Here is a 15,601-nt window from a genome sequence, read left to right on the forward strand (position 1 = left end):
TGATAGTGGCCCCTGGTCCCGCAGAAGGACCAGGGGCCATTTGCGTCTCGTCAGTACCGTGCAGCGGAACAAACGCCGCAGGGACATATGGCGGCCACTAGCATGGTGTCCATGTACTATCGTCATCGCGCCAGCATTGATTCCCTCCCCGGATACCGCCAGGGCAGCCCGGCACCATCTGTTCCCGGGTTGACCAGTTACAAGATCTCCAGCAACGAGAACCCATACCCGCCCTTGCCAGGCGTGCTTCAGACCGTCTCCCAGCAAGCCCTGGGCCATTTGAACCGCTATCCCGACATGCGTGGCACCCTTCTGGTAGAGCGGCTGGCCCAGATGCACGGCGTCGATCCCGCATGCATCCAGCTGGGGTGTGGATCCACCGAGGTCATCACCCAGCTGGTTGACCTGGTGGCCGGTCATGGCGACCAGGTGGTCTATCCCTGGCGCAGTTTCGAGGCCTATCCCATCATCGTCACCATGGCTGGCGCCACCGGAGTGCCCGTGCCCCTGGATAAGCAGGGGCGGCATGACATCGATGCCATGATCGCCGCGGTCAACGACCACACCAGACTGGTCATTGTCAACAATCCCAATAATCCAACTGCGACCAACGTCGACCGCGGCCAGGCCGAACAGCTGTTGCAGGCCCTGCCCGCCGATCTGCCGGTGCTCTTTGATGAGGCTTACATACAGTTCAACGACGACCCTGATCGAGCCGACGGATTGTCGCTCATGCGCGAGCACCCCAATGTGATAGTGGCCCGGACCTTCTCGAAGGCCTACGGACTGGCCGGTCTACGGATCGGATACGCCGTGGCTGCCGAGCCGATCATTGCCGGAATGAACAAGGTGGCCCTGCCTTTCGGCGTCACCGATGTGGCCCAGACGGCGGCGATGGCCAGCCTGGACGCACAGGATCGCCTAGCCGAACGGGTCCAGGCACTCAGGCAGGAACGGGCCAGAATCCTGGCTGGTTTGAAGGAGCAGGGGTGGAATATCCCCGAACCTCGGGCCAACTACTACTGGCTGCCTCTGGGCCAGGCCGCCGCACAGGCTGATCAGCGTTTCCGCGACGCCGGTCTGTCTGTCAGAACCTTCCCTGGCGAGGGCATCCGCATCACTGTGGGGGAGCGGGAGGCCAACGACCGGGTCCTGGAGGTTTGCGCGGACCTGCGCCGACAGGGTTTGCCGCAGGACCAGATCTCTGACTAACGGTCGCAATGGCGCGAACGTAAATGTAAATGCTTGCCGTCTTCGCGCTTGTATGGAATGTCACAGCGGGGGCGGTTTTGCCGTTGTGAACTTGTGTCGTCTTGGATAAACCTATATATTGTGGTTGGCTGGCCAAGTCTATCCAATATATAGTGTTTACCAAGGAGCAGCAGTCACTATGTCTTCAGCAGATGTGGATCGGCACGATCCTCCCGATGGCGCCTTCAGGCTGGTGTATTTCTCCAGCGTCTCCAACAACACCCACCGCTTTGTTCAGCGGCTGGACGTAAAGGAGCCCATCCGCATCCCCCTGTATGAACGACGCCAGCCCATGCCCGTTATGGATGCGCCCTACCTTCTGCTGGTGCCCACCTATGGCGGTGGGTCAGCCAAGGGAGCCGTGCCCAAGCAGGTCATCCACTTCCTGAACAATCCGGTCAACCGCAGGCTGATTCGCGGGGTCGTCACCTCGGGCAACCGAAACTTCGGCAGCGCCTATTGTGCGGCCGGCCCGCTGATAGCCCGCCGGTGCGGTGTCCCTGAGCTCTATCGCTTCGAGCTGCTGGGCACCTCGGAGGATGTTCAAGCGGTCAGGGCCATTCTGGCCGGTATGGGAGTGCAGCTCCAGCAGCAGTCGACTGATTCACGAAAGGCGGTTTTGTCATGAGCCAGCAGGAAAACACGCAAGAAAGCACCAAGTCAGAGGCCAGCGTCTATGCCGACGACGAGATGATGCGCCAATCCATCACCCCGCCCCAATACCGTGTCACCCCTGAGGCCAGGATTCGCCCGGTCAACTGGAACAAGATCACCGACGAGAAGGATCTGGAGGTCTGGAACCGCCTGGTCTCCAACTTCTGGTTGCCCGAGAAGGTGCCGCTGTCCAACGACATCCCATCCTGGAACACGCTGACCGATCACGAGCGCCAGACCACGGTCCGCGTCTTCACCGGACTGACCATGCTGGACACCACCCAGGCCACCATCGGCGAGCTGGTACAGATCGATCACGCCCGCACCGAGCAGGAGCAGGCCATCTACACCAACATCGCCTTCATGCAGTCGGTCCATGCCCGCTCCTACTCCTCGGTCTTCTCCACCCTCTGCTCCAGCGAGGAGATCGACAAGGCCTACCGCTGGGCTGTGGCCAACGACGTCCTCCAGGAGCGCGTCCACACAGTCCTGCACGAGTATGTCAGCGAGGATCCCCTGAAGCGCAAGGTGGCCTCCACCATGCTCTCCTCCCTCATGCTTTATGCGGGCTTCTACCTGCCCCTCTATTTCTCCAGCCATGCCAAGCTGATGAACACGGCTGACATGATTCGGCTGATCCTGCGCGACAAGGCCATCCACGGCTACTACTCGGGCTACAAGTATCAGCGGGGTCTTGAGGAGAGGACCCAGGCCGACCAGGCCATGCTGGAGAAGTTCACCAACGATCTGCTGGACAAGCTCTATGATCTGGAGATGGTTTACTCCGGGCAGATCTATGAGGGCTTCCCCTTCGTCGAGGATGTCTTCGCCTTCGTTCGCTACAATGCCAACAAGGCGCTGATGAACCTGGGCTACCCGGCCCGGTTCGCAGCCGACCAGACCGATGTCAGTTCGGAGATCCTGGCGGCCCTGTCGCCCTCGGCCAACGAGAACCATGATTTCTTCTCGGGTTCGGGCTCCTCCTACGTTATGGGGCACTCCGAGTCCACGGACGACGACGACTGGGACTTCTAGTCCAGTTGGAACCGGTGTGATATTGGGCACAGAAAACCCTATATATGCTCACCGTTTTCGATATCGATAGCACATATAGTAGTTCAGGCTCGCGCTGGGCGGGTTCTGATCGGTCCGTTCTCAGGGCGGACATCACCGTCAAGACAGGCTCTGGATGGCCTGATCAGGAGGAAGCATGGAGCAACAGCAGACCGCCGGAACTGATTCGGAGCTCAGCGCTCCCGAGTTCGCCGCCCAGGGTCAGCGCCTGGGGGCCGTGGTCTACTTCTCGTCGGCCTCGCGCAACACCGCCCGGTTCATCGCCAACTGCCATTTGGATGACGAGGGGATTGACGTCTTCCGCATCCCTCTGAGGCCCAAGGACCCGCCGCTCAACATTCGGCAGCCCTACATCCTGATCGTCCCCACCTATGGGGGAGGATCAGCCAAGAAGGCGGTCATGCCCCAGATCAAGCGCTTCCTGAATGATCCGGCCAACCGGGCCGGTATCCGCGGGGTCATCGCCTCGGGCAACACCAACTTCGGGGAGGCCTTCTGCATGGCGGGGGATATCATCTCCCGCAAGTGCAATGTGCCCTTCCTCTACTATTTCGAGCTCATGGGCACCAAGGAGGACCAGGAGAAGGTCCGCCGCGGGGTCGTGGATTTCTTCCGCAACCACCCCGAGTCCTGAGCAAATTTTCTTACACGTATCATCATTGCCACATTCATGAAAGGACACCCGATGGGAGCAAACGAGGACACGTCCCTGGCCCTGGACAGGACCGCATCCGAGGATGAGGAGACCTTCGATCCGGCTCACGACTACCATGCCCTGAACGCCATGCTGAACCTGTATGACAAGGACGGCAGGATCCAGTTCGACAAGGACCATGAGGCCGAGCGCCAGTACATGGACCGGCACGTGGGTCCCAACACCATGACCTTCCCCTCCACGGCCGAGAGGATCGCCTACCTTCTGGACCACGAGTACTATGACCGGAAGGTCTTCGAGAGCTACACCCCGGAGTTTCTGGACAGGATCTACAAGCATGCGGCCGAGAGCGGCTTCGAGTTCGAGACCTTCCTGGGCGCCTTCAAGTTCTACACTTCCTACGCGCTGAAGACCTTCGACGGCAAGCGCTACCTGGAGGACTTCCCCCAGCGCTGCGTGGCCGTGGCCCTGGAGCTGGCCGACGGGGACGAGCAGGCCGCCATGAAGTACACGGATGAGATCATCTCCGGACGCTTCCAGCCCGCCACCCCAACCTTCCTGAATCTGGGCAAGGCCCAGCGCGGCGAGCCGGTCTCCTGCTTCCTGGTGCGTATCGAGGACAACATGGAGTCCATCTCCCGTGGCGTCAACGCCGCCCTGCAGCTGTCCAAGAGGGGCGGCGGCGTGGCCCTGCTGCTCAGCAACCTGCGTGAGATGGGTGCACCCATCAAGCACATCGAGAACCAGTCCAGCGGCGTGGTCCCGGTCATGAAGCTCCTGGAGGATTCCTTCTCCTACGCCAACCAGCTGGGTGCCCGCCAGGGTGCCGGCGCCGTCTACCTGTCGGCCCACCACCCCGACATCATGCGCTTCCTGGACACCAAGCGGGAGAATGCGGACGAGAAGATCCGCATCAAGTCCCTGGCCCTGGGCGTGGTCATCCCCGACATCACCTTCGAGCTGGCCAAGCGCAAGGAGCCCATGGCCCTCTTCTCGCCCTACGACGTGGAGCGGGTCTACGGCAAGCCCTTCGCCGACATCTCCATCACCGAGCACTACGAGGAGATGGTCAAGGACAAGCGGATCCACAAGAAGTACATTGACGCCCGCGACTTCTTCATGACCCTGGCCGAGATCCAGTTCGAGTCCGGCTACCCCTACATCCTCTTCGAGGACACGGTCAACAAGGCCAACCCCATCGACGGCCGGATCACCATGTCCAACCTCTGCTCGGAGATTCTGCAGGTCCAGGAGCCCAGCACCTACTCCGAGAACCTGGACTATGAGCATATCGGCCGTGACATCTCATGCAACCTGGGGTCCCTCAACATCGCCAAGGCCATGGACGGCGGCCTGGCCGACACGGTCGAAACCTCGGTGCGGGCACTGACCTCCGTCTCCGACCACACCAACATCGAGGCCGTCCCCTCCATCAAGCGGGGTAACGACGAGGGCCATGCCATCGGTCTGGGTCAGATGAACCTCCATGGCTTCCTGGCCCGCGAGGGCATCCACTACGGGTCCGAGGAGGGGCTGGACTTCACGGACATGTACTTCATGACCGTGGCCTACCACGCCTACAGGGCCTCCCATGCCCTGGCCGTGGAGCGGGGGAAGGCCTTCGCCTCCTTCGCCAAGTCCGATTACGCCAAGCCGGCAGGCCAAGGGAACTACTTCGATAAGTACACCGAGGGCAGCCGTTCCCTGGAGCCCAGGACCCAGCGGATCAAGGACCTCTTCGACCAGTACCAGGTCCACATTCCCACGGTTGAGGACTGGAAGGAGCTTCAGGCGGCCATCCTCAAGGACGGTATCTACAACCAGAACCTCCAGGCTGTTCCGCCGACCGGATCCATCTCCTACATCAACCACTCCACCAGCTCCATCCACCCGATCGCATCCAAGATCGAGATCCGCAAGGAGGGCAAGATCGGGCGCGTCTACTACCCGGCTCCCTACATGACCAACGACAACCTGGACTACTTCGAGGATGCCTACGAGATCGGCTGGAAGAAGATCGTGGACACCTACGCCGAGGCCACCCAGCATGTGGATCAGGGGCTCTCGCTGACCCTCTTCTTCCCCGACACGGCTACCACCCGCGATCTGAATAAGGCTCAGATTTACGCCTGGCGCAAGGGGATCAAGACCCTCTACTACATCAGGATCCGCCAGCAGGCGTTGGAGGGCACCGAGGTCGAGGGCTGCGTCAGCTGCATGCTGTAAGGCACCTGTCCTTAAGATGTATGCAATCACTGGTCGGTGCCGTCTTCAAGGGCGGCACCGACCCTTTGGTATCTACATCCACAGGTCGGTCCGTCCATGCGGTAGACTGACGGTCCTGTCATGATTCGCGTCGCACTGTCGAACACCTATCCAACAAGGAGCAATCAACCATGGTCCCACCCATTTCCATTCCCCGGCAGCCGCTGAAGCTGATCGACCGGGTCTCTGCCATCAACTGGAACCGTCTGGAGGACGAGAAGGACCTGGAGGTCTGGGATCGTCTGACCGGCAACTTTTGGCTGCCCGAGAAGGTCCCTGTCAGCAATGATCTGCCCTCTTGGCAGGCCATGAGCGAGGAGGAGCACACCCTGACCATGCGGGTCTTCACCGGGCTGACCCTTCTGGACACCATCCAGGGGACCGTGGGCGCCGTCAGCCTGATCCCGGATGCGCTGACCCCCCATGAGGAGGCGGTCTACACCAACATCGCCTTCATGGAGTCGGTCCACGCCAAGTCCTACTCCTCCATCTTCTCCACCCTGGCCTCCACGCCTCAGATCGACGCCGCCTTTGAGTGGAGCGAACACAACGAGTTCCTCCAGCGCAAGGCACAGATCGTCCTGGACTACTACGAGGGCGACAACCCCCTGAAGCGCAAGGTGGCCTCCACCCTGCTTGAGTCCTTCCTCTTCTACTCGGGCTTCTACCTGCCCATGTACTTCTCCAGCCATGCCAAGCTGACCAACACGGCCGACCTGATCCGTCTGATCATCCGGGACGAGGCCGTGCACGGATACTACATCGGTTACAAGTACCAAAAGGGGCTGGCCAAGGTTTCCGACTCCGAGCGCCAGGCCATGAGCGATTACACCTATGAGCTCCTGGGAGACCTGTACGACAACGAGGTGGAATACACCGAGAGCCTGTACTCCGGGGTGGGCCTGGTGGAGGATGTCACCAAGTTCCTGCGCTACAACGGCAACAAGGCGCTGATGAACCTGGGCTATCCGGCCCTCTTCCCCTCGGACACCACCGATGTGAATCCGGCCATCATCGCTTCGCTGAGCCCCAACGCCGACGAGAACCACGACTTCTTCTCCGGCTCGGGCTCCTCCTACGTCATGGGGAAGGCCGTGGAAACGGACGACGACGACTGGGATTTCTGACCTGTCCGGTCCCGCTCTGACGCGGAAGACACGACGTTGGAGCGGGACTTGCGGAAAACGGAAAAACATGTCATTATAGGCAAGTTGCCGTACGGAGCTCCGGTTCTAGTGCGGCATGGCGGATTTCCCAAGCGGTCAAAGGGAGCTGACTGTAAATCAGCCGCGTAATGCTTCAGAGGTTCGAATCCTCTATCCGCCACGCCTCGGTAGCTCAGTGGCAGAGCACTTCCTTGGTAAGGAAGAGGTCGTGAGTCCGATTCTCACCCGAGGCTCTCTGGCGGGGTAGCTCAGCTGGCTAGAGCGTACGACTCATAATCGTAAGGTCAAGAGTTCGAGTCTCTTCCTCGCTACTGTGGCCGACATACGTCGGTCGTGCAACGACTATAGAGGTGAACCATGGCAAAAGCCGCAGATATCCGTCCTGGCATTACGCTGGCGTGCACCGTGTGCAAGGAGCGTAATTACATTACGACCAAGAACCGTCGTAACACTCCTGACCGTCTGGAGCTCAAGAAGTTCTGCCCCCGTTGCGGCAAGCATACTCTGCATCGGGAGACCCGCTGAGTTTCCCGTCTTTTGGCTTCATCGGAACCCGACCATTTGGCCGGGTTCTTTTTTATGCAAGGGTGCTTCCTCATGCAAATCTGTCTATATGCCTGCCCTGCATTATGGGTTTTGCGATATAGGAGGCTCGGTCTTCATAGAGTGTCCCGGTAGGCGGCCGCAAAGGCATGATCCAGGTCGGCGATCAGGTCGCCCGGGTTCTCCAGGCCCACGGAGATTCGAATCAGATCGTCGCCCACGCCTGCGCTGAGGCGGTAGGGGCCTGGAACCTCCCTGTGGGTGATCCTGGCCGGGTCCACAATCAGGGTGCGGCAGTCGCCGATGTTGGGCATGTAGCTCATGAGACGCACCGAGTCCACGATGCGCTTGACCTGCTCATAGCCTCCCTGGACCTTGAAGGAGAGGATGGTGCCGACACCCTTGGGCAGCAGGGTCGAGGCCAGGCGGTCCTGCTGGTCCGCATCGCCCTGGTGCCGGCCCTCGGGAATACCCGAATAGTTGACCTGCTCTACCTGGGGGATGGTCAGCAGATGGCGGGCCAGGACTTCCGCCGTCTTCACCTCGGCGGCGACTCGCTGTGCCAGGGTCTCAAGGCCGGTCAGCTGTAGGTAGGCGGTGAAGGGGCTCATGACCGCCCCGAAGGTATGCAGGTACTTGGTATGGACCCTGTGGAGGAAGGCCATCTTGCCGAAGGCATCCAGAAAGCTGACCATGGACCCGTGCCGCTCGTCGCTGATGATCAGTTCGGGCTGGCTCATCTGCGGGAAGCGGCCGTTGCCCCAGTCGAACCGTCCTGCATCCACGATGACCCCGCCCAGGGCGTTGCCGTGGCCGCTGATTCCCTTGGTGGTCGAGTGGACGACGATGTCGGCACCGAAGTCGATTGGGTTGAGCAGATATGGCGTGGGCACCGTATTGTCTATGATCAGGGCCAGCCCATGCCGGTGGGCCAGGTCGGCCAGACCGGGGATGTCGGCGATGGCTGTGGACGGATTGGCCACGGACTCGGCGAAGATGGCCCTGGTGTTGTCCTGGATCAGGGATTCCACTGCATCAAGGTCGTTGATGTCGTCCACGAAATCCGTCTCAATACCGAAGTTGGGGAAGAAGGTCTTCATGGCATCCACGGAGGTCCCATAGAGGTCGACCGGGGAGATCAGCCTCCCACCGCCTTCGGCTGCACACATGAGGGCTGATGACACGGCGGCCATCCCTGAGGCCATGGCTACGGCCCCCTTGCCCCCCTCCAAGCTGGCCAGGCGGTCCTCCAGGACCTTGACCGTTGGGTTTGCCAGGCGTGAGTAAGAGAATCCTTGAATTTCACCGGCGGCCAGGGCATCCCCCCGGTCGGCAGTGACCATGTCAAAGGCGGCCGACTGATAGATGGGGACGCTGGCCGCGCCTCCGACAAGGTTTTGACAGTCATAGCCGTCATGGACGGCTTTTGTTGCGAATCCTTTGCTCATGACGGCCCGCTCCTCTGAATGTGGCCTAGACGCTGGCGTGCTTCAGGGATTATCAAACCCGTTTTCGGATGCTGAGACAACAGCGCCTCTATAGGCGTTCCTTATAAGAGGTTATTCAGCCTCTGCCGTCCTTGTCGGTAGCATCGGCTGACCGCGGATAAATCAAGGGCACCTACCCATGTGCGGCTCTATATTTTGCTTTTGTCTGCCGTGTGCAGGCTAAGGGCACATGGCGTACCTGCCGTAATTCACTGTATCGAGCCAGTGGGTCGAGAAGGCAGATCAGGACAGCAGATCAGATGGCTGGTAGGCAAGAAGGGTCTATATCAACTCTGTCACCTGCGATGATACAGTGAAATACATGTCAGAAGCAGTCACCGCCAACATCTCAACTCCGACATTTGCCGATATCACCACCATAGGTGTGGGCGGGAGCATGGCCGCCTTCGTTCAGCCCCGAAGCCGTGTGGATATGATCGAGGCTGTGGAGGGCGCGGATTCCAAGGGGCTGCCTCTCTGCCTGATCGGTGGGGGGTCCAACCTGCTTGCCTCTGACCAGGATTTCCCGGGCGTGGTTGTGCGTGATACCCGCCAGGACATCAGCGTGCCTGACGAGGTGGCTCCGCCTGAGGGTGGCCTTCCTGTCGTTCACATCAATGCCACGGCTGGGACCAACTGGGATGACCTCGTCTCCTACTGCGTGCGCATGCACCTGATCGGGGTGGAGGGTCTATCCGGCATCCCAGGTACTGTCGGGGCTTCGGTAGTCCAGAACATCGGCGCCTACGGCCAGGAGGTCGGACGCCTGGTCGACTCGGTTGAGGTCTGGGATCGCCAGGACAAAGTCACCGCTTATTTGCACGCCTCGGATTTGGATTTCGGATACAGGACCTCCCTGCTCAAGCAGACCATGTACCAGGCGCCGGCTGTGCCCGACGCACGGTTCTTCCCAACGCCGCGCTACGTGGTGCTTTCGGTTACCTTGGTCCTGCGACACGGATCAGAAGCTCGGGTGGGTTCGGTCCAGCTGGCCAAGGCACTGGGCGTGGAGCCAGGAGCAACGCTTCCCCTTGAGCGGATTCGACAGGCGGTTCTGACCGTCAGAGCAGGCAAGGGGATGTTGGAGGATCCCTACCGGTACCTGACCGATTGGATGGAATCATGCCGTCGAACCTCCGACCTGGAAGTGGCTCTGGAGTCGGTCCAGGATGACCTTCACGGCCCCAGGGGCGAGCGGGTGTTGCTTGACCGCCACAGCTGCGGGAGTTTCTTCACCAATCCGATCATCACTCGTGAGGTCGCTGATGCCCTGCCGGCGGATGCCCCTCGTTACCCTGTCGAGGGTTCGGCATTGGTCAAGACCTCTGCAGCTTGGCTGATTGATCATTCAGGTTTCCACAAGGGATTCGCCTTGGAGCAGGGGTCGGCTGCCGCCCTGTCCGACGTGCACACGCTGGCCTTGACCAACCGGGGAGGCGCCGGCTCAGACGACATGGTGGCCCTGGCCCGTGCCATACAGAAAGGCGTCGATTCCACCTTCGGCATCCGCCTGATTCCCGAGCCCGTTACTCCGGGCATCGACTTGGCCTGGTAGCCCCATCTTCAGGATCCTCTTCTTCCGACCCTCAGATCGATCCGAAGATCTGAGGGTCTGTTTTTGACAGATGCCCATCAGCAATGCCAGGACAAGCAACAGCCGGCAACATATTCCTCTGCCATTCCCCTATCGCATAGCTTGAAAACTGCAATGATCGAATCGGACTTTCACCCGCTTTGTCGCTGGTTGAGACAGGCCTGTCGGATCCATCAGCCCTGGTTATGGAAGGAAAGCTATGCGGTTTCCCAGGACATGGCGGTCAGCGGGCGCCAGGCAAAAGGACGGAGAGGAGGCACTGTGGAAAGACTGCAGGAAGCAGTGGCCATGCATCTGGGATTGACCAGTTCAAAGGCAGCTCGACGGCCCATCAGGATCATACAGTTCGGTGAGGGAAATTTCCTCAGAGGATTTGTTGAGTGGATAGTGCAGCAGCTCAACAACAAGGGCGTGTTTGGGGGAAACATAGCAGTGGTCCAGCCCCGTGCAAATGGCAGAGTCCAAGCCTTGGAGGACCAGGAAGGGCTCTATACAGTCGTTTTGGAAGGTCTCAAGGATGGACAGCCGGTCCGCAGCCATGAGTTGATTGACTCCATCGGCAAGACAGTCAACCCCTACCAGGACTGGGAGGGGTTTCTGGCTCTTGCCGATGATCCCGACACGCAGATCATCATCTCCAATACCACCGAAGCAGGCATTGCCATCAACGATGGGGATAAGGTCACGGATCAGCCACCAGCGGGATATCCGGCGAAGTTGGCTGATCTGCTCAAGCGGAGGTTCGACAGGTCCATGCCAGGCTACCTGATTATGCCCTGTGAGCTCATCGCTGACAACGGTCCGGCCTTGCATCGGGCTCTGATAAATGTCGCTGAACGGTTCGGATGGGGTAAGGACTTCATCGAATGGCTCGATCGGGAGAACACTTTCGTATCCACGCTCGTGGATCGGATAGTCCCCGGCTACCCGCGCGAAGATGCCCAGGAGCTTTGGGAGATGCTGGGCTACGAGGACCAGAACATGGTCAAGGCCGAACCCTTTCTGCTCTGGGTCGTAGCCGGAGACCAGACCGCCCAGCGCAAGGTTCAAGAGCTGCTTCCCGCGCGGAAGGCAGGAATCAACCTGGTGACCTGCGATGCTGTACAGCCCTACAGTGAGCGCAAGGTTTATCTGCTCAACGGCCCTCATACCACCATGGCCCAGGTGGCTCGGCTGGCCGGATTCAGGACTGTAGGACAGGTCATGGGCGATAAGACCATGCGCTCTTTCATCACCCGCGAGATGGAGGAAGAGATCATTCCCGTCCAGACCCTGCCCAAGGAGGAGCTGGAGAACTTCGCTGCTGCGGTTCGCGAGCGGTTCGACAACCCCTTTATCCAGCATTCCTTGGATTCCATAGGGCTGAACTCGGTCTCCAAATTCGGCTCCCGCCTCCTCCCGCTGGTTACGGCCAACGTAGAGCAGGGATGTGGGCTTCCGGAGCGGATCGTCCTGGCGCTGTCCTGCCTCTTGTGGATTTATGGCGGCAAGGCCGGTGATGCTGTAAAGATTCGGGATGATCCCAAGGTCGTCGATGCCTTTCGCGTGGCTGCCGGTCAGGATGATTTTGTCGATCGGATTCTTGCTGATGCTGCCATTTGGGGCCGTGACCTGACCAGGATTGCAGGGCTGGCTGAGGCTGTCCAGAAGAACCTTGGCGATTTGGCCGACCGAGGCGTCCAGCCCCTGATTGACCGATTGGCATGAGCCAACAGAGCAAATGAAGGGCCAGTTGCTTCAAGGCAATTTGATTCTCGCGTTTACAATATGTCGGCTTTCCAAGGTTGAAAGAAACTTCCCACAGGGCGTGGTCCCGGCGGGAACATCGAATAAGTGTCTGATGCCAGGTCGGGTTTGCGATTGACCCGGACCGGCATCAGGCACTTCCTTATTGTTTGGGATTCCTTCTGCTTCGCCCTCAGGCTAGGTTTGTCTTGAGGAATGAGACAGGCAATGAGCTACGAAATTGGCGGCAATGAGAAATAAAGGCTCCCTTGCCAAAGAGCATGACAAGGGGACCATACTTGATTTTGCTTCATCAACGGTTGTAGCGGTAAGCGTCCCAGACTCCAAGCAGATACTGGATGCCCATGGCGCGGTCATAGAGGCCGTAGCCTGGCCGTGGTCTGCCGGCTTCCGTGTTCTCGCTCCATAAATGCCGTCCGTGGTCGGGGCGGATGTAGCCCTGGTAATCGGCCTCGGCGTAGGCCTTCATGATGCCGACGGTGTCCACGTTGCCCTCGCTTGCGCGGTGACCTACCTCGTAGAATGAGCCCTGCTCGTCGGTGAAACGGATGTTGCGCACGTGGCTGAAGTAGATCCTGTCCATGAAGGTATTGACTGCATCCACGGCGTCGTTGCCCCGTCTGGATGAGAAGGATCCCAGACACAGGCACAGTCCGTTGCAGGGGCTGGGATTCAGATCAAGCGCTCGTTGGATCCCCTCCTTGCTGGAGACCACGCGCGGCCAACCGAACAGGTCGAAGGCAGGGTCGTCGGGGTGGACGGCCAGCTTGACCCCGTAGCGCTCGCAGGTGGGGATCACGGCATCCAGGAAGTACTTGTAGTTGGCGTACATCTGCTCGTGGTCCATTCCCTGATAGGCCTCCATCAGTTCAGGCAGATGGGCAAGCCGTTCGGGTTCCCAGCCGGGCACAGTCAGGGACCCGGCCCCCTTCAGGGTTTCGTCGATGATGCCCTGTGGGCTGAGCCGGTCCACCTGGTGCTGGTTGTAGTAGAGGGCGGTGGACCCGTCTGGGCAGGGGTGGAACATCTCCGTGCGCAGCCAGTCGAAGACCGGCATGAAATTGTAGGTGACGACTTTGACCCCGGCCTTGCCCAGGTTGGCTACGGTCTCCATGTAGGCGTCAATGGCCTGGTCACGGCTGATCCCGAGGACCGTCGAACCGGTCTTGATGGATTCGTGGACGTTGACAGACTCAACCACATCGGCGTTGAAGGTCTTGGTTACGCCTGCCGCCCGATCCCTGGCAGACAGCTCGGTGATTGTCGCCATGGCCTCTTCGATTTCATCCGGCTGCCAAACCTCGCCGGCCTGTTTATGATGTAGGGACCAGACAATGGTCTCCACCCCCGGAATCTGACGAATATCATCCAGGCTGATGGTGTCGTTGCCCTGGCCGTACCAGCGGAATCCCATGTGCATAATGCTCTCTCCTTATATTCGATATTCGAATCGGGCGGACCCGGTTGTTGCCTGCCTTGTCGAGTCGGTAGATACCGATGTCACCAGGCGCTTGCAGCCTTGTGAAGGGTGCTCGCTACAGCCCCATTGCCCTGGCACATGGCGGTCAGGAAGGTCTCGATTTTGTCGGCCAGCGGGGTGGCGTTCAGATCGGTTCCGAAGATGGAGGTATCGGCCAGGATGGACTTGATCGTCGTCGCCACAGTCTCCTTCCTGGCTGACCCATTGAGTGGGATGTCGACCAGAATCCTTTGAAGTTCCTCCAGGCGCGGGTCCGGGCTCAGCTCGACCGGCCGCCCGGCATCGTCGGTTCCATTGCCGTCCGAACCGATCAGCAGCCGCAGCCAGGCGGCGATGATCAGCGGGATGGCTTCCAGATCGGCTGTGTCAAGGTCCTTGGCTCGGATGTACTTGCTGATGGTGATTCCGTATCTGACCGGAATCTTCTGGGAGGTGTCGGCGCAGATGCGTGCCGGTGTATCGGGCAGGCCGGGATTGGGAACCCTGATCTCGATGACTTGGCGGAGGAACTCCTTGGGGGAGAAGATGCCCGGGTCCTCGACCACAGGCAGTCCTTCCACATACCCCAGGCGGGTGACCAAGGCCTTGAGGTCCGGGTCGGCGATGGTTTTCGACATGGTCGGATACCCTAGGAGCATCCCGAAGACGGCCAGGGCCGTGTGCAGGGGGTTCAGGCAGGTGGTGACCTTCATCTGGTCGGCGGCGTTGACCGTATCCTGGTCGGCCATGTAGACCCCTGCCTTCTCCAGAGGCGGGCGGCCTGCAGGGAAGTCGTCCTCAACCACCCAATACCAGGTCTCCTCGGTGTTGGCATAGGGGGCCATGACGGTTCCGACCCTGGTACGGAAGGGTTCCGCATCGGCGATGCCCAGAGCCTTGAATCGGCGACCCACTTCCGCGTCTGGGTTGGGCGTGATTCTGTCGATCATGGTCAATGGGAAGGTGATCTTGTTCTTGTCCTTGAGGTAGTCGCCGAAGCCTTTTTCGGCCAGGCCCCTTCCTATCCACTCGTCGGCCATCCGCCTGACGACCTGACCGAACCGCTCCCCGTTTCGTGAGAAGTTGTCGGTGCTGACCAGGGCCAGGGGAAGGGCACCGGCCCGGTAGCGCTCCAGCAGGAGGGCCGTGATGACTGCGATGGCGCTCTTGGCCTTGTCGGGTCCGCCCTCGAATTCCGGAGCGATCCATGGCAGCGGCCGGCCTTGGGAGTCGACCAGGGCGTAGCCTTTCTCGGTGATGGTTGTGGTGACCATCTGCAGGCTGGGATTGCGGAAGACCAGCCTCAGATCACGCAGGGGCTTCGGGTCTTCGCCTAGCGGATAGGTGCCCGCAACTGAGGCGATCAACGAGGTTTTCATGGATCCGTCCGCTTTCAGGATGACCTGAAGATAGCGGTCGTCGAAGGGGGTGTAGGCCTGGTCGATGATGGCCGGGTCGAAGGATTCGACCACCGATATGCCTCGATCGGTGGCGCCTGAATCCAGAAGTTTTTGGGCAATGGGGGCGTGAACTGCCCTGAAGAGGTTGCCTGCGCCGAAGTGGACCCAGGTAGGCGAGCGCTTGGTGGCTTGGCGCATGGCCTCGATGTCGTAGGTTGGCAGGGTGACACCGGCCTTCTGCCAGGCAGCAGTCTGATTATGCATATCGTCGCTCAGGTGAAGCATCAGTGTCTTCCTTTATCAAAAG

At 60.0% G+C, this 15,601-nt stretch carries 12 protein-coding genes and 3 tRNA genes; 12 read left to right on the forward strand and 3 right to left on the reverse strand.

The window, feature by feature from the left end; all coding sequences use genetic code 11:
* Window positions 1-111: 111 nt before the first annotated feature.
* The 10 genes from AACP62_RS01515 to rpmG all read left to right on the forward strand — a co-directional run bounded on the left by AACP62_RS01515 (window position 112) and on the right by rpmG (window position 7,590).
* Entirely contained in the window at window positions 112-1,212 is a 1,101-nt protein-coding gene (locus AACP62_RS01515; protein WP_198182962.1) for a histidinol-phosphate transaminase, read from the forward strand.
* A 178-nt stretch (window positions 1,213-1,390) separates the two neighbouring features.
* Complete coding sequence (gene nrdI, locus AACP62_RS01520) at window positions 1,391-1,879, forward strand: class Ib ribonucleoside-diphosphate reductase assembly flavoprotein NrdI (RefSeq protein ID WP_198182960.1); 489 nt, start codon at window positions 1,391-1,393, stop codon at window positions 1,877-1,879.
* A 65-nt stretch (window positions 1,880-1,944) separates the two neighbouring features.
* On the forward strand, window positions 1,945-2,940 hold the full coding sequence (nrdF, locus tag AACP62_RS01525; protein ID WP_045925134.1) for a class 1b ribonucleoside-diphosphate reductase subunit beta: 996 nt from the start codon (window positions 1,945-1,947) through the stop codon (window positions 2,938-2,940).
* A gap of 175 nt (window positions 2,941-3,115) precedes the next feature.
* Window positions 3,116-3,613, forward strand: a complete 498-nt coding sequence (gene nrdI / locus AACP62_RS01530) for a class Ib ribonucleoside-diphosphate reductase assembly flavoprotein NrdI (RefSeq protein ID WP_015022389.1) — start codon at window positions 3,116-3,118, stop codon at window positions 3,611-3,613.
* Between the two features lie 51 nt (window positions 3,614-3,664).
* Window positions 3,665-5,860 (forward strand): class 1b ribonucleoside-diphosphate reductase subunit alpha, encoded by a 2,196-nt coding sequence (gene nrdE, locus AACP62_RS01535; RefSeq protein ID WP_029678085.1) that lies wholly within the window; start codon window positions 3,665-3,667, stop codon window positions 5,858-5,860.
* A gap of 170 nt (window positions 5,861-6,030) precedes the next feature.
* Window positions 6,031-7,026, forward strand: a complete 996-nt coding sequence (gene nrdF, locus AACP62_RS01540; RefSeq protein WP_029678084.1) for a class 1b ribonucleoside-diphosphate reductase subunit beta — start codon at window positions 6,031-6,033, stop codon at window positions 7,024-7,026.
* A gap of 117 nt (window positions 7,027-7,143) precedes the next feature.
* Window positions 7,144-7,225 (forward strand) — tRNA-Tyr (locus tag AACP62_RS01545).
* A gap of 1 nt (window position 7,226) precedes the next feature.
* Window positions 7,227-7,298, forward strand: a tRNA-Thr gene (locus AACP62_RS01550).
* A gap of 4 nt (window positions 7,299-7,302) precedes the next feature.
* Window positions 7,303-7,376: transfer RNA gene (locus AACP62_RS01555), tRNA-Met, on the forward strand.
* A 46-nt stretch (window positions 7,377-7,422) separates the two neighbouring features.
* Window positions 7,423-7,590 (forward strand): 50S ribosomal protein L33, encoded by a 168-nt coding sequence (rpmG, locus tag AACP62_RS01560; RefSeq protein WP_015022386.1) that lies wholly within the window; start codon window positions 7,423-7,425, stop codon window positions 7,588-7,590.
* Between the two features lie 134 nt (window positions 7,591-7,724).
* Here the strand turns inward: rpmG and AACP62_RS01565 are convergent, their stop codons facing one another.
* Window positions 7,725-9,056 carry an O-acetylhomoserine aminocarboxypropyltransferase/cysteine synthase family protein gene (locus AACP62_RS01565; protein WP_339345871.1) on the reverse strand — a complete coding sequence of 444 codons (1,332 nt, stop codon included), beginning with the start codon at window positions 9,054-9,056 and terminating at the stop codon, window positions 7,725-7,727.
* Between the two features lie 361 nt (window positions 9,057-9,417).
* Here AACP62_RS01565 and AACP62_RS01570 point away from each other — a divergent pair, with 361 nt between their 5' ends.
* Both AACP62_RS01570 and AACP62_RS01575 read left to right on the forward strand, forming a co-directional pair.
* Entirely contained in the window at window positions 9,418-10,650 is a 1,233-nt protein-coding gene (locus tag AACP62_RS01570; protein WP_339345874.1) for an FAD-binding protein, read from the forward strand.
* Between the two features lie 300 nt (window positions 10,651-10,950).
* A complete protein-coding gene (locus AACP62_RS01575; RefSeq protein WP_339345876.1) occupies window positions 10,951-12,396 on the forward strand; it encodes a tagaturonate reductase in 1,446 nt (481 codons plus the stop codon).
* A 331-nt stretch (window positions 12,397-12,727) separates the two neighbouring features.
* Here AACP62_RS01575 and AACP62_RS01580 read toward each other — a convergent pair whose 3' ends face one another.
* Window positions 12,728-13,855, reverse strand: a complete 1,128-nt coding sequence (locus AACP62_RS01580) for a mannonate dehydratase (RefSeq protein WP_339345878.1) — start codon at window positions 13,853-13,855, stop codon at window positions 12,728-12,730.
* An 80-nt stretch (window positions 13,856-13,935) separates the two neighbouring features.
* On the reverse strand, window positions 13,936-15,579 hold the full coding sequence (locus AACP62_RS01585) for a mannitol dehydrogenase family protein (protein ID WP_339345880.1): 1,644 nt from the start codon (window positions 15,577-15,579) through the stop codon (window positions 13,936-13,938).
* Window positions 15,580-15,601: the final 22 nt, after the last annotated feature.

Source organism: Bifidobacterium apis (assembly GCF_036986835.1).
Classification (GTDB): Bacteria; Actinomycetota; Actinomycetes; order Actinomycetales; family Bifidobacteriaceae; genus Bombiscardovia; species Bombiscardovia apis_A.

Coding starts and splice junctions, on each gene's coding strand:
- AACP62_RS01515 (WP_198182962.1), top strand. CDS start 112: ATGTACTATCGTCATCGCGCCAGCATTGATTCCCTCCCCGGATACCGC.
- nrdI (WP_198182960.1), top strand. CDS start 1,391: ATGTCTTCAGCAGATGTGGATCGGCACGATCCTCCCGATGGCGCCTTC.
- nrdF (WP_045925134.1), top strand. CDS start 1,945: ATGCGCCAATCCATCACCCCGCCCCAATACCGTGTCACCCCTGAGGCC.
- nrdI (WP_015022389.1), top strand. CDS start 3,116: ATGGAGCAACAGCAGACCGCCGGAACTGATTCGGAGCTCAGCGCTCCC.
- nrdE (WP_029678085.1), top strand. CDS start 3,665: ATGGGAGCAAACGAGGACACGTCCCTGGCCCTGGACAGGACCGCATCC.
- nrdF (WP_029678084.1), top strand. CDS start 6,031: ATGGTCCCACCCATTTCCATTCCCCGGCAGCCGCTGAAGCTGATCGAC.
- rpmG (WP_015022386.1), top strand. CDS start 7,423: ATGGCAAAAGCCGCAGATATCCGTCCTGGCATTACGCTGGCGTGCACC.
- AACP62_RS01565 (WP_339345871.1), bottom strand. CDS start 9,056: ATGAGCAAAGGATTCGCAACAAAAGCCGTCCATGACGGCTATGACTGT.
- AACP62_RS01570 (WP_339345874.1), top strand. CDS start 9,418: ATGTCAGAAGCAGTCACCGCCAACATCTCAACTCCGACATTTGCCGAT.
- AACP62_RS01580 (WP_339345878.1), bottom strand. CDS start 13,855: ATGCACATGGGATTCCGCTGGTACGGCCAGGGCAACGACACCATCAGC.
- AACP62_RS01585 (WP_339345880.1), bottom strand. CDS start 15,579: ATGCTTCACCTGAGCGACGATATGCATAATCAGACTGCTGCCTGGCAG.